Origin of the sequence: Paenibacillus sp. FSL L8-0158, assembly GCF_038592965.1 — a bacterium.
In the GTDB taxonomy this organism is placed as follows: Bacteria; Bacillota; Bacilli; order Paenibacillales; family Paenibacillaceae; genus Paenibacillus; species Paenibacillus polymyxa_D.
In genome coordinates, this window is the sequence record NZ_CP151949.1 from 225,011 (window position 1) to 238,009 (window position 12,999).

Below are 12,999 nucleotides of genomic sequence, written 5' to 3' on the forward strand. Positions count from 1 at the left end.
GTGTTAGTTAGAAATGTAGAAGGCTTGACCTTTCTTGCTTTTACCATCTGAAATTTGTTACAATATATTTCTAGGTGGCTCTTTGTAGCCGGATTTTGATGCCTCGATTTCAAGAGTAAATTACGTTATTCATAAGGAGTGGTATTCATGGGTAAGAAGGCAGACGGGAAAGTGCTCGCCCAGAACAAAAAAGCTTCCCATGACTATTTTATTGAGGACACCTACGAGGCGGGCATGGTGCTAACGGGAACAGAAATTAAGTCTCTACGAAATGGTCGTTCCAATATAAGTGATGCATTTGCTACGATCCGTAATGGCGAAATTCATATTCACAATATGCATATCAGTCCTTTTGAGCAAGGTAATCGTAATAATCCTACCGATCCGACGCGTACGCGTAAGCTGCTGTTGCATAAAGAGCAGATTCGCAAGCTTATTGGATTGTCTAAACAGGAAGGCTACACGATTGTACCGCTCAAGATTTATGTTCGCAATGGTTATGCCAAGCTTTTGCTCGGACTGGGTAGAGGTAAAAAGCAGTATGATAAACGTGATGCTGCCGCTAAACGCGATGCACAACGTGATATCCAACGTGCTTTACGTGAGAAGCAGAAAATTGCGAGATAAGTTATTGTATTATTGGTTATGGTACAAATTACGTGGAGAAGTTACTTGTTCCTGTAATGGTGCTATTTTATAAGGCTTAAATGGCTTCATTTCGTTTCGTAATGACCTGTAATATGGTATACTAACGAAGTAGTCAATTTTAAAGCTTTTAACTTTGTTCGAGTGTTGAATCTTAGAATTCAGCTTTTGATATTATGCATGCTTATGCTCCGGTATTTCCGGATTTATCCGTGGAGCCCTTTTATAATAAGGGGGCGTTTATGGATTCGACGGGGATAGTTCGAGCATGGGTAGCGGGTAGTGGGGACGCGTCCGCTTCATCAACGCTAAAGCCTATTAAACGGCAAACAACAAAACAACTACGCTTTCGCAGCCTAAGAAACTGTGTGCGTGCTTCTACCCAGCATCGTCCATGTGACTGGGATAGGGGCTAACAAATAGTGGAATACGCTGTCTCATCTCCGCCTGGGGTGAGCTGAAGAAGATAATCAGGCTGACCCAACGTATAGCCGGTTACGGGGCGATACTCGGGTGACATCAAAACTGTGACTACACCCGTAGAAGCTTATGTGTCGTTATCTTCGGACAGGGGTTCGACTCCCCTCGCCTCCATTTGAGTAAGACAAGAAAGCCATCAGCCAGTGATTCTGGTTGGTGGCTTTTTATTATGGCTCTAGTAATTGAGTTGAAAGGTTTTACACAACTTGTAGCTTAAAGGTGTTTCTAAGTGTTCTGGCTGCTTTTCTTTTCGAAAAACTGTTGACAAGAATAAAAAAGTATTATATCTTTATATCAAGATAAATAAATTAAAGATAAAAGTATCCAGCAAACTTTAAATAGGGAGGTATATACATGATCACCATTTTAGAAAGAATTAATCAGCTCGCAAAAAAAGCAAAAGAAGTTGGGTTGACTGAAATTGAAAAAACGGAACAAACGGATCTTCGCAAAGAATACCTTCAAATCTTTCGGGGTTCTGTACAGAGCATTCTTTTGAATGCTACGATTTATGATCCGAATGGAGATGACGTTACTCCTGAAAAACTTAGAAAAGAACAGGCACGAATCGCTAAACAATAGATTTAATTTTATCTAATATCTCTAATTTTATAATCTTTAAATAAATATAACATGGAGGATGATTTTTATGTTGGCAAGTGGATTGTTACTGATACGTTTGGTGGTTGGATTGTTATTGGTGGGGCACGGAGCGCAGAAGCTTTTTGGCTGGTTTGGCGGTTACGGCCCAAAAGGTACCGGCGGTTGGATGGAATCGATCGGCATTAAGCCCGGGGTGTTCATGGCAGTGGCTGCTGGGTTGATGGAATTGTTGGGAGGAGCTCTATTTACTGTAGGATTGCTCACTCCACTGGCTGCATTGTTGATTACGGCGACTATGCTCGGAGCAATTTTCAAAGTACATGGCCCAAACGGGATCTGGGCCACAGCTAATGGCTATGAATATCCACTAGTTCTTATTGCAGTCGTAATCGGTATTGCGTTGACAGGGGCAGGTTCATATTCCATCGATGCATTACTTAGATAAAATAGGGTGTTTAGGTAGGCCATTAAAAATCATCAACAACAAAAAATAAAGGTTCCTACGATTAAAGGAGGGTTTCATATGTCACTTCAAACTACAGGTATCCATCATATTACAGCTTTTGCCGGTAATCCGCAGGAAAATGTCGACTTCTATGCCGGCGTCCTGGGACTTCGGTTGGTGAAGAAAACGATCAACTTCGATGCTCCTGAGGTTTACCACTTGTACTTTGGCAACGAGGCAGGAAGTCCTGGAACGATCATTACTTTTTTCCCTGCACCAGGAACTCCCAAAGGGCGAATCGGAGGTGGCCAGGTGGGCATAACCTCGTATGTGGTACCCCCAGGTTCACTTGATTTTTGGCAGCATCGTTTGCAAAGCTTTGATATTCAAGTTACGAAAACGAGCCGTTTTGCTGAACAATATCTTCAGTTTGGGGATAATGAGGGCTTACGCCTTGAGCTTGTCGAGCGTGAAGCGGGAGCGAATAGTACTTGGTCTTATGGCGGCATTTCGGCTGATAAAGCAATTAAGGGGTTTGGAGGTGCCGTGCTATTTAGCGTCAACCCACAGAGAACGATGGATGCATTGGAGAGCATACTCGGATTTACGAAAATTGCTGAAGACGCCGAATATGCGCGTTATCAGTCCGTAGGAGAAATCGGCAACATCGTAGATGTTCCGCTCGCCAAAATGGGTCTAGGCTTTGATGGAGCAGGCACGGTACATCACATTGCATGGCGTGCAAAAGATTTCGAACAACATGAAGAATGGAGAAGCGCAGTCCAGCATTATGGATACCAACCGACTCCAATCATAGACCGCCAATATTTTAATGCGATATATTTCAGAGAAGCGGGCGGCATCCTATTTGAAATAGCTACTGATCCACCGGGATTTGCTAACAATGAACCTGTTGAATCTTTGGGACAGAAATTAATGCTGCCAGAGTGGTATGAACCGCAGCGGGCTCAAATCGAGGCGAATCTGCATCCTATTAAAGTGAGAACATTAACTGGAAAACAACAGTAAGCGAAAAGGCTGCTGTTTTGCCCTAAAGATGAATATCAGCACGATTAAACCCACTTTGACAAAATTGATCATAGTGGGTTTTCATTATGCACTTGGTATGGACTATAACATAGGGATGAACGTCTGATCACGCTAGGCAGATAGGGATATATATTTAATAGCTATTTTTCAACGCATCTAATTTTAGAGTGCTCCAGATGGACCTCTCCCCAATCATACATACTGCGCAATATGGGGACGAAATTTGCTCCGTGGGCTGTTAGCGAGTATTCAACCCGGGGAGGAATTTCTCTGAATATTTCGCGATGCACAAACCCGTCTTCTTCTAATTCTCTTAGCTGCTTGGTTAACATCGCTTGTGTGATATCAGGAAAGGCACGTTTAATTTCACCAAATCTTTTGGTACCACGAGACAGGAACCACAAAATCACTATTTTCCATTTGCCGCCAATGATTTTCTGAACCTTTGTTAAGGGGCAATCTGTAAAATAATTCAGATTTTCACTCATTTGTTCGATCTCCTCATCGTTTGTATTCCAGAAAGTCCTATGAAATCAATTAGTATCATTTTTGATAGTATATACTATAAATATGCCTACTTGTTGTTTCGAAACCATTGGCTTAACATTACATTAGCATCAAGGCTTTGACAAGCCATATGAAAACATTCCGGGGGCGAAGAAGATGAACATTAATATTTTATACGGTCACCCTTATGCTAAGAGCTTTAACAAAGCGATTCTGGAGCAGGTGATCGCTCATCTAAACGTACGAGGGGCAAATGTTAAGGTAAAAGATTTAATTCAAATGTCATTTAATCCGACGGTAGGCTTAAAGGATCTAGAGGCTAAGGTCACTAACGTATTGCCAGAGGAGATCGTAAAAGAACAGGAGGATTTATTGTGGGCAGATGCCTTGATTATTATTTCACCGGTATGGTGGGGCGGATTTCCCGCTGTTATTAAAGGATATATAGATAGAGTGTTCACAACAGGACTCATACGCTCTTCTGATGGTGTGTATGGGCTTGAGGGCAAGAGAGCCTACTCGATTTTTACAACAGGATCTTCAGAAGACTATATTCGCGTATCACGTCAGAAAGATATGCTCTACGCGGCCAACGATAATTTGTTTGGGTTCGCCAAGTTTTCGGATGCTGAGATTAAGCTTCTTTACTCGGTGCCGCTTGTAACCTTGGAGGAACGAAAGGAAATGCTACTGGAGGTCAATCAATTTGTTGATCGTATTTTTGATATGAGACCGGGAGAGGGAGGCAGTACGAGGGATAGCCTTTCTCTTCAAGCTTTGGAGCATGATTTGGCTAGCCATTAAGATTATGTAAACTGAAGGATGTTACTTTGGACAAATGAAGAACACCCTTATGGGTGTTTTTTCGTTAGATTTCCCGGTGTTACCCGTGTAATATTTTGCTTGATAGCCTTAATTTTCTCCTCAGTAAAGACTCCTGAATCCAGCAGGTCTAGAATAGAGAGCACGCCGCCGCGAGAACCCCAGCTGCCTTCTTCAATGACCTGGAAGGATACCCACCAAGTCGGGGATGGTTCCGGTACACCAAGTACTTTAGTCAAACTGCCAAGAATGTTTTCAAGCACTTTTTTGCGAACGTCGTTAGGCCAGTCACCATCCATCACTAGAACATTGACAGTAATTACATCACGTTCTGACTGATCCGACAGCAATTGCCCGCCAATTGCCATGTAATCTATTGGACGTTCGGTGAAATGGACCTGAAACCCTTCTCTTGCTGGCGGACAATATTGACCTACCTCTGGAACGAGAACTGCATCCGTCAAACCTTCTGCCAAAAGACGACGCTGTTCAAGCGTTATGCGGCCTACTGGATAATTTACACTGATCATGGTCATGGTCTGATATCTCCTTATTGAGGTTTAACCAAGCGATGTCTTGGACTTCTTTATGATATCTGTATCCAAGGCTTCATCTTGGCAAGCTCATTGGTATTTGCTGATATCGTTAATATAAAACGGCGATAAAACCTTGTCAACACTAATTATTATAATAATATATATTTATATAATATATTGATTAGATGTGAAGCAAGTTTAAATGGGCTATAATTATGTCTAGTCTAATGAAAGCATGACATACTACAGAGATTTGCTAGAGGTACTAGGAGGCATAATATACAATGGCGAGACAGTCAGGAAAAACCAATACAATGTTTGCGGTATTAGGCATTCTGAGTCTGGGTCCTCATACCGGTTATGATATAAAGCAACATATGGAGCAGAGCACTAGTTATTTTTGGAATGAGAACTATGGTCAGATCTATCCCAGCCTGGCAGAGCTACTGGATCGAAAAGATATTGCAGTCGAGGTCATTCGACAGAAAGGCAAGCCTGACAAGAAACTCTACAGCATTACTGATCAGGGAAGGGAGACGTTGTCAGACTGGCTTTCTCAGCCAATGGAGCATGTGGTGATGCTTAAAAAAAATGAGCTGCTATTGAGGGTGTTTTTTGGCGGCAATTCTTCGCCTGAAACGATTATAAAGCACATACAGGAGTATAAAGAAAAGCTAGTGGAAAGCTTGCATATTTTTGAAGAACTTGAACGTTGGCTTATCAACGTAGAGCATAAAGACCATAACCACAAATATTGGATGATCACAATGAGCTATGGTAAGAGTCAGTTTAGCAGTTTAATTAGCTGGTGTGATGATAGCATTCAAATATTGAGTTCTTAGCAGTAGGTAAAACTCATATGTAATGAATAATCAGAAAGCCTGCTGAACTATCATGAGGAATAGAAAACTAGTAACGACAATTCTTGTCGTTATCTCCGCATGGGGTCTCGACTCCTCCTCCATAAAGCTGCTTGCCAAGTTGGGCTCGCACCTTTATGGAGGAGTTTTTTTATCCCGTAAGGAGGATGCAATACACACGATTTTGTAAGCTGTAAATGAGTAACTATTATTCCACCAGCTTTTCAGACTTCAGCAGCATTTCTCGTAACACGTGAGCGACTCGACTTTTCCGGTTCGCTGCTTTCTTTTTTATCAAGTGTAATGACTTTTTGTATGCAAGAGTATGACTTTGATCGTAGAACTGCTTGGCTGCAATGCGTAGTGTTCTTCTTAATAACAGTGCTGATGAGCGTGTTAACCTAGAGCGGAATCCCCTGCGCAATACCCGCAATGTATTTTTGTAGGTCTCAAAATCCTCGGATGGAGGGATAAGGGCGAATAAATTTAACGAGGAGTCATTGAATCCGTAGGTTTCATACATGATTCTCAGATTTTCCGTATTTAACACGTTACCTCTGAGATAGGTGGGATGTTCCTGATGGTATCCGACCACTTCTTTGATGCAATAAAAAGGAATCTTCAAGCGATGCAGTCTATAGCCAAGGTCCCAGTCTTCGAGTCCATAGAGCACAAACCGTTCATTGAAACCTCCAATACGAATCAAGTGACTGCGTCTAATGGCTACACAACGAGTAACCAGCAGCATCCAGGGAGCTACGTCCGTTGAGGCAAATTGCTTTTGCGTATGGGGAGGAACCCTAGTAGGACTAACTACTTTAGACAGTGCACCCGTTTGATGAAGGATATCTTCTGGGGTTATGATCGGAGTAATTTTGTTCGCTGTTTCATAGTCAGCATTCCATAGGTTGGACTGCGTAAGTATGTTGCGACAGTGTTCTTTTTCTTCAGGAGAAAAGTCAGGGTAATAATGGGTAAAAGCATCGTCCCACGAGTGAGGAATGCCTGAAAGTACGGACTTGGGATATTTACGGTGATAACGGCTTACGATTCTAATGAATTCCGGTAATACTACAAAGTCAGCGTCGCAGAAGATGATGTATAGCCCTTTTGCACGGCGCAGTCCCAAATTTCGAACGGCAGATCGACCGCGTTGTTCCGGGTGTGACACATAAGTAAAAGGATAGGATGCTTTGAAGCCTTCGACCATTTCTTTCGTTCCGTCTGTAGAACCGTCATCAGCTACAATGACTTCGAATAGTTGCTTTGGATAGGTTTGAGTCTCAAATGAAGCGAGTGTGAGCAACAATTGCTGGGCTCGATTATAGGTTGGAATGATGATGCTGTAGCGGATAGCCAATATGATCTCCCCCCCACCATTCTTATTAGAAAACGCTTGAACAAGATAAATAATAACAATGTATTCAAGGATTTTAGCCTGGTCTAGTCAAACATCCCTCAAGGCTCGAAACAGGCTTGGTCTTATCGCGGAAGTTAAGGTGGGGGTTCTGTATTTTCTGCTAATTTGCAGGTACGTTCAGTGGTGTTATGTATGTATAATCATGGTATTATGCATAGAGATGTAAAGTAAAAGCGAGGGCGTTTCCTATCCGCTGAAAGCCCACTCAGCATACAGAAACAAACATGAGATGAAATGGGCAAGTTATGGTAAACTATATGGAGTTATAGAAGACCTGAAAGAGGAGTACTATATGACACAATTTGTCTATAAGCAAATTATTGACGATCTCAAGATGAAAATCTTTGCTGGAAAGTTTGCAGATATGAGATTGCCAGATGAACGTAGTCTTAGTGAGACTTACCAGGTTAGTCGTAGTTCAATTAAACGTGCTCTGACTAAAATGGAGAATGTCGGAATTATTTTCAAAAAACAAGGTTCCGGGACATTTATTAATCCATTATACATAAGAAATGAATCTATCTTTAACTACGAAGGCTCTAATCTAGGGGTCACTGATAATTTTCAAATGCATGGTAAAAAGCCAAAAATCAAAGTACTGAGTTTTGAGGTCATTCCGCCAACAGAAGAATTACAGCGCGATCTGTTCTTGGAGACTCATGATTTTGTTTACAAAATTGTCCGTTTACGTCTGTTTGATGATGATCCTTTTATGATTGAAACGGGCTATATCCCCATTAAAATTGTCCAGAATTTAAATCAGACCATTATCGAGGGGTCCATTTTTAATTATTTGGAAGACTCACGGAACTTGGCCGTCACCAAATCTTTTTTATCTATTTTTGCAGAACCGTCCCAAGAGAATGATCAAAAGCTGCTACATTTAAATGAAAATGAGCCTGTAGGGATTATGGAAGGTGTGTTCTTTTTAGATAATGGTACGCCATTTGAGTTTTCTCATATGCGATTTCATTACAAATATTTGAAATTTAATACCTTTGTATCGGTTCACTAATGATAAGACTGGAGATTTCTCCGGTCTTTTTTTTATGGTTTTGAGAAAAGGATTGGAGCCTGCGATTACCTCGTTTATTACAAATTTTATTGGTTTATACTTCTATATATTTTAATGTAAGAGCTTTTTTACTGTCTTTTTAATTTATATTTCATAGTATGTTCAAAATTTCACAAAATTGGACCGTATCACTTGTTAAAAAGGTTGAATTTAATTGGCGCGGCGTTATGATGTACATGTAGATGAAATTTCCGGAAATAAATTACAAACAATACTACTTAGGGAGTGGACACCATGTCGTTATCACCCGTGTTAGCAGATTATTCATCTAAAACATATTTAGAAAAACTTGATGCATATTGGCGTGCAACGAACTACATTTCGGTAGGTCAGCTGTATTTAAAAGATAATCCTTTGTTGAGAGAGCCTTTAAAAGATTCAGATGTGAAGGTTAAGCCTATTGGACACTGGGGCACAATTCCGGGCCAAAACTTTATTTATGCACATCTAAATCGTGTTATTAATAAATATGATTTGAACATGCTTTACATTGAAGGTCCTGGTCACGGCGGTCAGGTTATGGTTTCTAATTCTTATCTGGATGGGAGTTACACTGAAATCTATCCGCAAATTACACAGGATATCCCAGGTATGAAGAAATTGTTCAAACAATTCTCTTTCCCTGGCGGTATTGCTTCACATGCTGCTCCTGAAACACCTGGATCTATCCATGAAGGTGGGGAGTTGGGCTATTCTCTGTCTCATGGTGTGGGTGCCATTCTGGATAATCCTGATCTGATTTCGGCTGTTGTTATTGGGGATGGTGAAGCTGAAACGGGTCCATTAGCCGCCTCGTGGTTCTCTAACAGATTTATCAATCCCATCACAGATGGTGCAGTGCTGCCAATCTTGCACTTGAATGGCTTTAAGATTAGTAACCCAACGATTATGTCTCGCCAATCAAAAGAAGAATTAACTTCGTTCTTTAAAGGTTTGGGTTGGGAACCGTTTTTTGTTGAAGGTGAAGATCCTAACCACATGCATCCAGAAATGGCAAAGGTCTTGGATACTGCCATCGAGAAGATTGAAGCTATTCAAAAGAATGCGCGTGAAAATAATGACCTTACTCGTCCGGCGTGGCCGATGATTGTATTCCGTTCACCTAAAGGCTGGACGGGCCCGAAGGAATGGGACAACGTGCCGAATACAAATTCGTTCCGTGCCCATCAGGTTCCAATTCCGGTCGATCAAAAAAATATGCAGCACGCGCCTGCTTTATTAGAATGGCTGAATAGCTATAGACCAGAGGTATTGTTTGACGAAAACGGTCGTTTAAAAGCTGAGATTGCTGAAATTCTGCCTACAGGCGATAAACGAATGGGAATGAACCCTGTTGCGAATGCAGGTAACCTTATTAAAGACTTGAAATTGCCAGATTTCCGCAACTATGCGCTGGATAACTCCGTACCTGGTAAAGTGATTGCGCAAGATATGTCGGTTTTAGGTAAATACGTTAAAGATGTGGTCGTATTAAATGAAGAGAATCGTAATTTCAGAATCTTCGGACCGGATGAAACGATGTCTAACCGCTTGGCACCTGTTTTTGAAGTAACCAAACGCCAATGGATGGACCAAATTATTGAACCTAATGATGAATTCTTATCGTCCTATGGCCGCGTAATTGATTCCCAATTATCCGAGCACCAAGCTGAAGGATTGCTGGAAGGTTATGTGTTAACAGGTCGTCATGGTTTCTTTGCAAGTTACGAAGCTTTCCTGCGTGTGGTTGACTCGATGATCACCCAACACTTTAAGTGGCTGCGTAAAGCAACGGATCAAGGATGGCGTGCAGATATCCCATCATTGAATGTCGTAGCAACTTCAACGGTGTTCCAACAGGATCATAATGGGTATACACACCAAGATCCAGGTTTGTTAGGTCATTTGGCTGATAAAAAACCTGGATTTATTCGGGAGTATCTGCCAGCGGATGCCAATTCATTGTTGGCTGTTTTCGACACCATTTTAAACGACCGTCAAAAGATCAATTTGATTGTTTCTTCTAAACACCCACGTCCACAATGGTTTACTGCTGATGAAGCGAAAGAATTGGTGGATAAAGGGTTGAAGATCATTGACTGGGCAAGTACAGATCAAGGTGGAGAACCTGACCTTGTCATTGCTTCTGCGGGTACAGAGCCAACGATTGAAAGTTTAGCTGCGATTTCCATTTTGCATGAAAAACTGCCTGACTTGAAGATTCGGTACATCAACGTGGTTGACTTGCTGAAACTGAGAAGTCAAAAGCTAGACCCGCGTGGATTATCTGACGCCGAGTTTGATCATTTTTTCACAAAGGATAAACCAGTAGTTTTCGCTTTCCATGGTTACGAAGGTCTGATCAAGGATTTGTTCTTTGATCGTCACAATCATAACTTGCATGTACATGGTTACCGTGAGAACGGCGATATTACGACACCATTTGATATGCGTGTATTGAATCAAATGGATCGTTTTGACTTAGTGAAGGAAGCAGTTCTAAACTTACCTGACGCTGGGAAGTACACAAATATTGTGGATGAAATGGATGCTACGGTTAAGAAACATCATCAATTCATTCGCGAAGAGGGCATTGACTTGCCAGAGGTAGAGAACTGGGTATGGAAAGGCTTGAAATAAAAATTAAGACGCTTCAACTTTGTGTTGGACAACCAAGCAATTCAGCATGAAGTGGATTATATGATTTGGTAGTGGTATACAAGTGCCTGACTCCTTGAATTCAAGTATGATTTCAACGGGGATCAGGCGCTTTTTGATGTAGCATACACAGAATTTAATAGGAAAGTCACGAACTGGTGGGTAATAAGTATAGGAGGAACCGAGTCATTCGCTGTATTTTTCTGAGCATTAAAGGCGTTATGTTATATGAGAATAGTAAAGGAGCTGTTGATATGAACCGACAAATTTCAGAGAAGGTATTGAATGATGGCACTAAGGTGCCCGTCATTGGATTTGGAACTGCTGGATTGAAGGGTGCAGATGGAGTAACAGCGATAGCCAGCGCGATTGATGCAGGTTATCGTCTAATTGACACAGCATTCAACTATGAAAATGAGGGTGCTGTCGGGAAAGCGGTCCGACAGAGCTCTGTGCCCAGAGAAGAATTGTTGATTTGCTCCAAACTACCGGGTCGTCGACATGCTTATCAAGAAGCCATTGTAACGATCGAAGAGTCATTATACAGAGGAGGTCTGGACTATTATGATCTGTATCTGATCCATTGGCCGAATCCCCAAATTGATCGTTATGTTGAAGCTTGGCAGGCGTTAATTGAGGCGAAGAAAAGGGGCTATATTCGTTCCATCGGGGTCTGCAATTTTCTGCCCGAGCATAATGAACGTTTAATTCGGGAAACAGGTGTCACGCCGAGCTTAAATCAAATTGAATTGCATCCATTGTTTAATCAGGAGCATCAGCGTGCAAAAGATGCTGAACAGGGCATCGTGACGGAATCGTGGAGCCCCTTGGGTCGCGGTCACAGCATGCTGCAGAATGAAGAGATTGGGAAAATTGCTGCTGCTTATGGTAAAACGACTACACAAGCGATTTTACGTTGGCATATCCAACTTGGAGCGATCCCGATCCCTAAGGCCTCTTCCTTAAAACACCAAACGGAGAATCTGAATATTTTTGATTTTGAGTTGTCTCCAGAAGAAATGAACGTGATTTCGGCATTTAGCAGTGAGGATGGACGGATATGGGGTCAGGACCCTAAATCCTATGAAGAACTATAATCAGGAACAATAAGTAGAAGGGATCAGAAATCTGTCGTAGGTTTTTGGACCCTTTGCTTTTATCATAAAACGAACACACAGCTGAAGGTGATCAGTGGGTCAGTATATAGAGCTATAATGAACATTTTTTACCGGATTTGATGTATGATATGGTGGAATGTAGTCCTTTCGAAGGAGGTCATCATGGGAATTCTGTCGAGGTTTAGGGATATTATGAAAATGAATGTTAACGCCTTAGTGGATAAGGTGGGAGATCCGGAGAAGACCATTGACGATTATATGCGGAATTTGAACAGTGAGCTAGGCAAGGTGAAGGCGGAAACGGCTTCCGTGTTGGCTGATGAGAGAAGGGCGAAAACAGCACTGGATGAATGCAAAGCCCAGATTAAAAAGCTCCAGCATTATGCCAGTAAGTCTGTGGAAGCTGGTAATGAAGAGGAAGCTCGAAAGTTTCTGGAGAGAAAAGGTTTGCAGGCGGAGAAATTGGAACAATTACAAACGTCCTATGATTTAGCTTCGACAAACGCCGAAAATATGAAACAAATGCAAGAGAAGTTGGTGTCCGATATGGGGCAGCTAGAAGCGCGGCGCGCTGAACTTAAAGGGAAGCTGGCGGTTGCCAAAGCACAGCAAACCTTGAATTCTATAGGCAGCGGGAATTCTGCTTTTGAGGTTATGGAAGAGCAGGTGAACAGAGCGTATGATGAGGCGATGGCTATAGCCGAGCTTCGGGCAGGAACGAAGGACGACCTGGATGCTTTATTTGCACAATACAAAAAGAGTACGAATGCAGAAGATGAATAACAGTATCTACATGAAGAG

At 41.9% G+C, this 12,999-nt stretch carries 13 protein-coding genes and 1 other RNA gene; 11 read left to right on the plus strand and 3 right to left on the minus strand.

Annotation, left to right across the window (positions count from 1 at the left end; all coding sequences use genetic code 11):
• Positions 1 to 147 precede the first annotated feature (147 nt).
• The 5 genes from smpB to NSQ68_RS01015 all read left to right on the plus strand — a co-directional run bounded on the left by smpB (position 148) and on the right by NSQ68_RS01015 (position 3,202).
• On the plus strand, positions 148 to 627 hold the full coding sequence (smpB, locus tag NSQ68_RS00995; protein ID WP_013308270.1) for an SsrA-binding protein SmpB: 480 nt from the start codon (positions 148 to 150) through the stop codon (positions 625 to 627).
• Positions 628 to 877: 250 nt separating this feature from the next.
• Positions 878 to 1,242, plus strand: a transfer-messenger RNA (tmRNA) gene (gene ssrA / locus NSQ68_RS01000).
• Positions 1,243 to 1,479: 237 nt separating this feature from the next.
• Positions 1,480 to 1,707 (plus strand): DUF896 domain-containing protein, encoded by a 228-nt coding sequence (locus NSQ68_RS01005; RefSeq protein ID WP_061830218.1) that lies wholly within the window; start codon positions 1,480 to 1,482, stop codon positions 1,705 to 1,707.
• 67 nt (positions 1,708 to 1,774) lie between these two features.
• Positions 1,775 to 2,173: a DoxX family protein gene (locus tag NSQ68_RS01010; protein ID WP_307353710.1), complete on the plus strand. Its 399-nt coding sequence runs from the start codon at positions 1,775 to 1,777 to the stop codon at positions 2,171 to 2,173.
• A 78-nt stretch (positions 2,174 to 2,251) separates the two neighbouring features.
• Positions 2,252 to 3,202: a ring-cleaving dioxygenase gene (locus NSQ68_RS01015; protein ID WP_342427684.1), complete on the plus strand. Its 951-nt coding sequence runs from the start codon at positions 2,252 to 2,254 to the stop codon at positions 3,200 to 3,202.
• 161 nt (positions 3,203 to 3,363) lie between these two features.
• Here NSQ68_RS01015 and NSQ68_RS01020 read toward each other — a convergent pair whose 3' ends face one another.
• On the minus strand, positions 3,364 to 3,711 hold the full coding sequence (locus NSQ68_RS01020; RefSeq protein ID WP_342427685.1) for a helix-turn-helix domain-containing protein: 348 nt from the start codon (positions 3,709 to 3,711) through the stop codon (positions 3,364 to 3,366).
• Between the two features lie 175 nt (positions 3,712 to 3,886).
• Between NSQ68_RS01020 and NSQ68_RS01025 the strand changes: the two genes are divergently transcribed.
• On the plus strand, positions 3,887 to 4,534 hold the full coding sequence (locus tag NSQ68_RS01025) for an NAD(P)H-dependent oxidoreductase (RefSeq protein ID WP_342427686.1): 648 nt from the start codon (positions 3,887 to 3,889) through the stop codon (positions 4,532 to 4,534).
• Positions 4,535 to 4,581: 47 nt separating this feature from the next.
• On the opposite strand, the gene NSQ68_RS01030 is transcribed toward NSQ68_RS01025, so the two are convergent.
• A complete protein-coding gene (locus NSQ68_RS01030) occupies positions 4,582 to 5,088 on the minus strand; it encodes a tautomerase enzyme (RefSeq protein ID WP_307353714.1) in 507 nt (168 codons plus the stop codon).
• A 284-nt stretch (positions 5,089 to 5,372) separates the two neighbouring features.
• Between NSQ68_RS01030 and NSQ68_RS01035 the strand changes: the two genes are divergently transcribed.
• A complete protein-coding gene (locus NSQ68_RS01035; protein ID WP_307353715.1) occupies positions 5,373 to 5,930 on the plus strand; it encodes a PadR family transcriptional regulator in 558 nt (185 codons plus the stop codon).
• A gap of 226 nt (positions 5,931 to 6,156) precedes the next feature.
• Here NSQ68_RS01035 and NSQ68_RS01040 read toward each other — a convergent pair whose 3' ends face one another.
• Positions 6,157 to 7,308: a glycosyltransferase gene (locus tag NSQ68_RS01040; protein WP_342427687.1), complete on the minus strand. Its 1,152-nt coding sequence runs from the start codon at positions 7,306 to 7,308 to the stop codon at positions 6,157 to 6,159.
• Positions 7,309 to 7,660: 352 nt separating this feature from the next.
• Here NSQ68_RS01040 and NSQ68_RS01045 point away from each other — a divergent pair, with 352 nt between their 5' ends.
• From NSQ68_RS01045 to NSQ68_RS01060, 4 genes are all read left to right on the plus strand, one after another.
• Positions 7,661 to 8,383 (plus strand): GntR family transcriptional regulator, encoded by a 723-nt coding sequence (locus NSQ68_RS01045; RefSeq protein WP_023986502.1) that lies wholly within the window; start codon positions 7,661 to 7,663, stop codon positions 8,381 to 8,383.
• 294 nt (positions 8,384 to 8,677) lie between these two features.
• The gene (locus NSQ68_RS01050) at positions 8,678 to 11,062 is read left to right on the plus strand and encodes a phosphoketolase family protein (protein WP_342427688.1); all 2,385 of its coding nucleotides are present in this window, start codon (positions 8,678 to 8,680) and stop codon (positions 11,060 to 11,062) included.
• A 272-nt stretch (positions 11,063 to 11,334) separates the two neighbouring features.
• Complete coding sequence (locus NSQ68_RS01055) at positions 11,335 to 12,177, plus strand: aldo/keto reductase (RefSeq protein WP_342427689.1); 843 nt, start codon at positions 11,335 to 11,337, stop codon at positions 12,175 to 12,177.
• 183 nt (positions 12,178 to 12,360) lie between these two features.
• Complete coding sequence (locus NSQ68_RS01060) at positions 12,361 to 12,981, plus strand: PspA/IM30 family protein (protein WP_342427690.1); 621 nt, start codon at positions 12,361 to 12,363, stop codon at positions 12,979 to 12,981.
• Positions 12,982 to 12,999 lie beyond the last annotated feature (18 nt).

What these genes read in the sequence shown, in the direction of transcription:
- NSQ68_RS01010 (WP_307353710.1), top strand. Translation starts at nt 1,775, where the DNA reads ATGTTGGCAAGTGGATTGTTACTGATACGTTTGGTGGTTGGATTGTTA.
- NSQ68_RS01020 (WP_342427685.1), bottom strand. Translation starts at nt 3,711, where the DNA reads ATGAGTGAAAATCTGAATTATTTTACAGATTGCCCCTTAACAAAGGTT.
- smpB (WP_013308270.1), top strand. Translation starts at nt 148, where the DNA reads ATGGGTAAGAAGGCAGACGGGAAAGTGCTCGCCCAGAACAAAAAAGCT.
- NSQ68_RS01030 (WP_307353714.1), bottom strand. Translation starts at nt 5,088, where the DNA reads ATGACCATGATCAGTGTAAATTATCCAGTAGGCCGCATAACGCTTGAA.
- NSQ68_RS01025 (WP_342427686.1), top strand. Translation starts at nt 3,887, where the DNA reads ATGAACATTAATATTTTATACGGTCACCCTTATGCTAAGAGCTTTAAC.
- NSQ68_RS01050 (WP_342427688.1), top strand. Translation starts at nt 8,678, where the DNA reads ATGTCGTTATCACCCGTGTTAGCAGATTATTCATCTAAAACATATTTA.
- NSQ68_RS01005 (WP_061830218.1), top strand. Translation starts at nt 1,480, where the DNA reads ATGATCACCATTTTAGAAAGAATTAATCAGCTCGCAAAAAAAGCAAAA.
- NSQ68_RS01035 (WP_307353715.1), top strand. Translation starts at nt 5,373, where the DNA reads ATGGCGAGACAGTCAGGAAAAACCAATACAATGTTTGCGGTATTAGGC.
- NSQ68_RS01055 (WP_342427689.1), top strand. Translation starts at nt 11,335, where the DNA reads ATGAACCGACAAATTTCAGAGAAGGTATTGAATGATGGCACTAAGGTG.
- NSQ68_RS01045 (WP_023986502.1), top strand. Translation starts at nt 7,661, where the DNA reads ATGACACAATTTGTCTATAAGCAAATTATTGACGATCTCAAGATGAAA.
- NSQ68_RS01060 (WP_342427690.1), top strand. Translation starts at nt 12,361, where the DNA reads ATGGGAATTCTGTCGAGGTTTAGGGATATTATGAAAATGAATGTTAAC.
- NSQ68_RS01015 (WP_342427684.1), top strand. Translation starts at nt 2,252, where the DNA reads ATGTCACTTCAAACTACAGGTATCCATCATATTACAGCTTTTGCCGGT.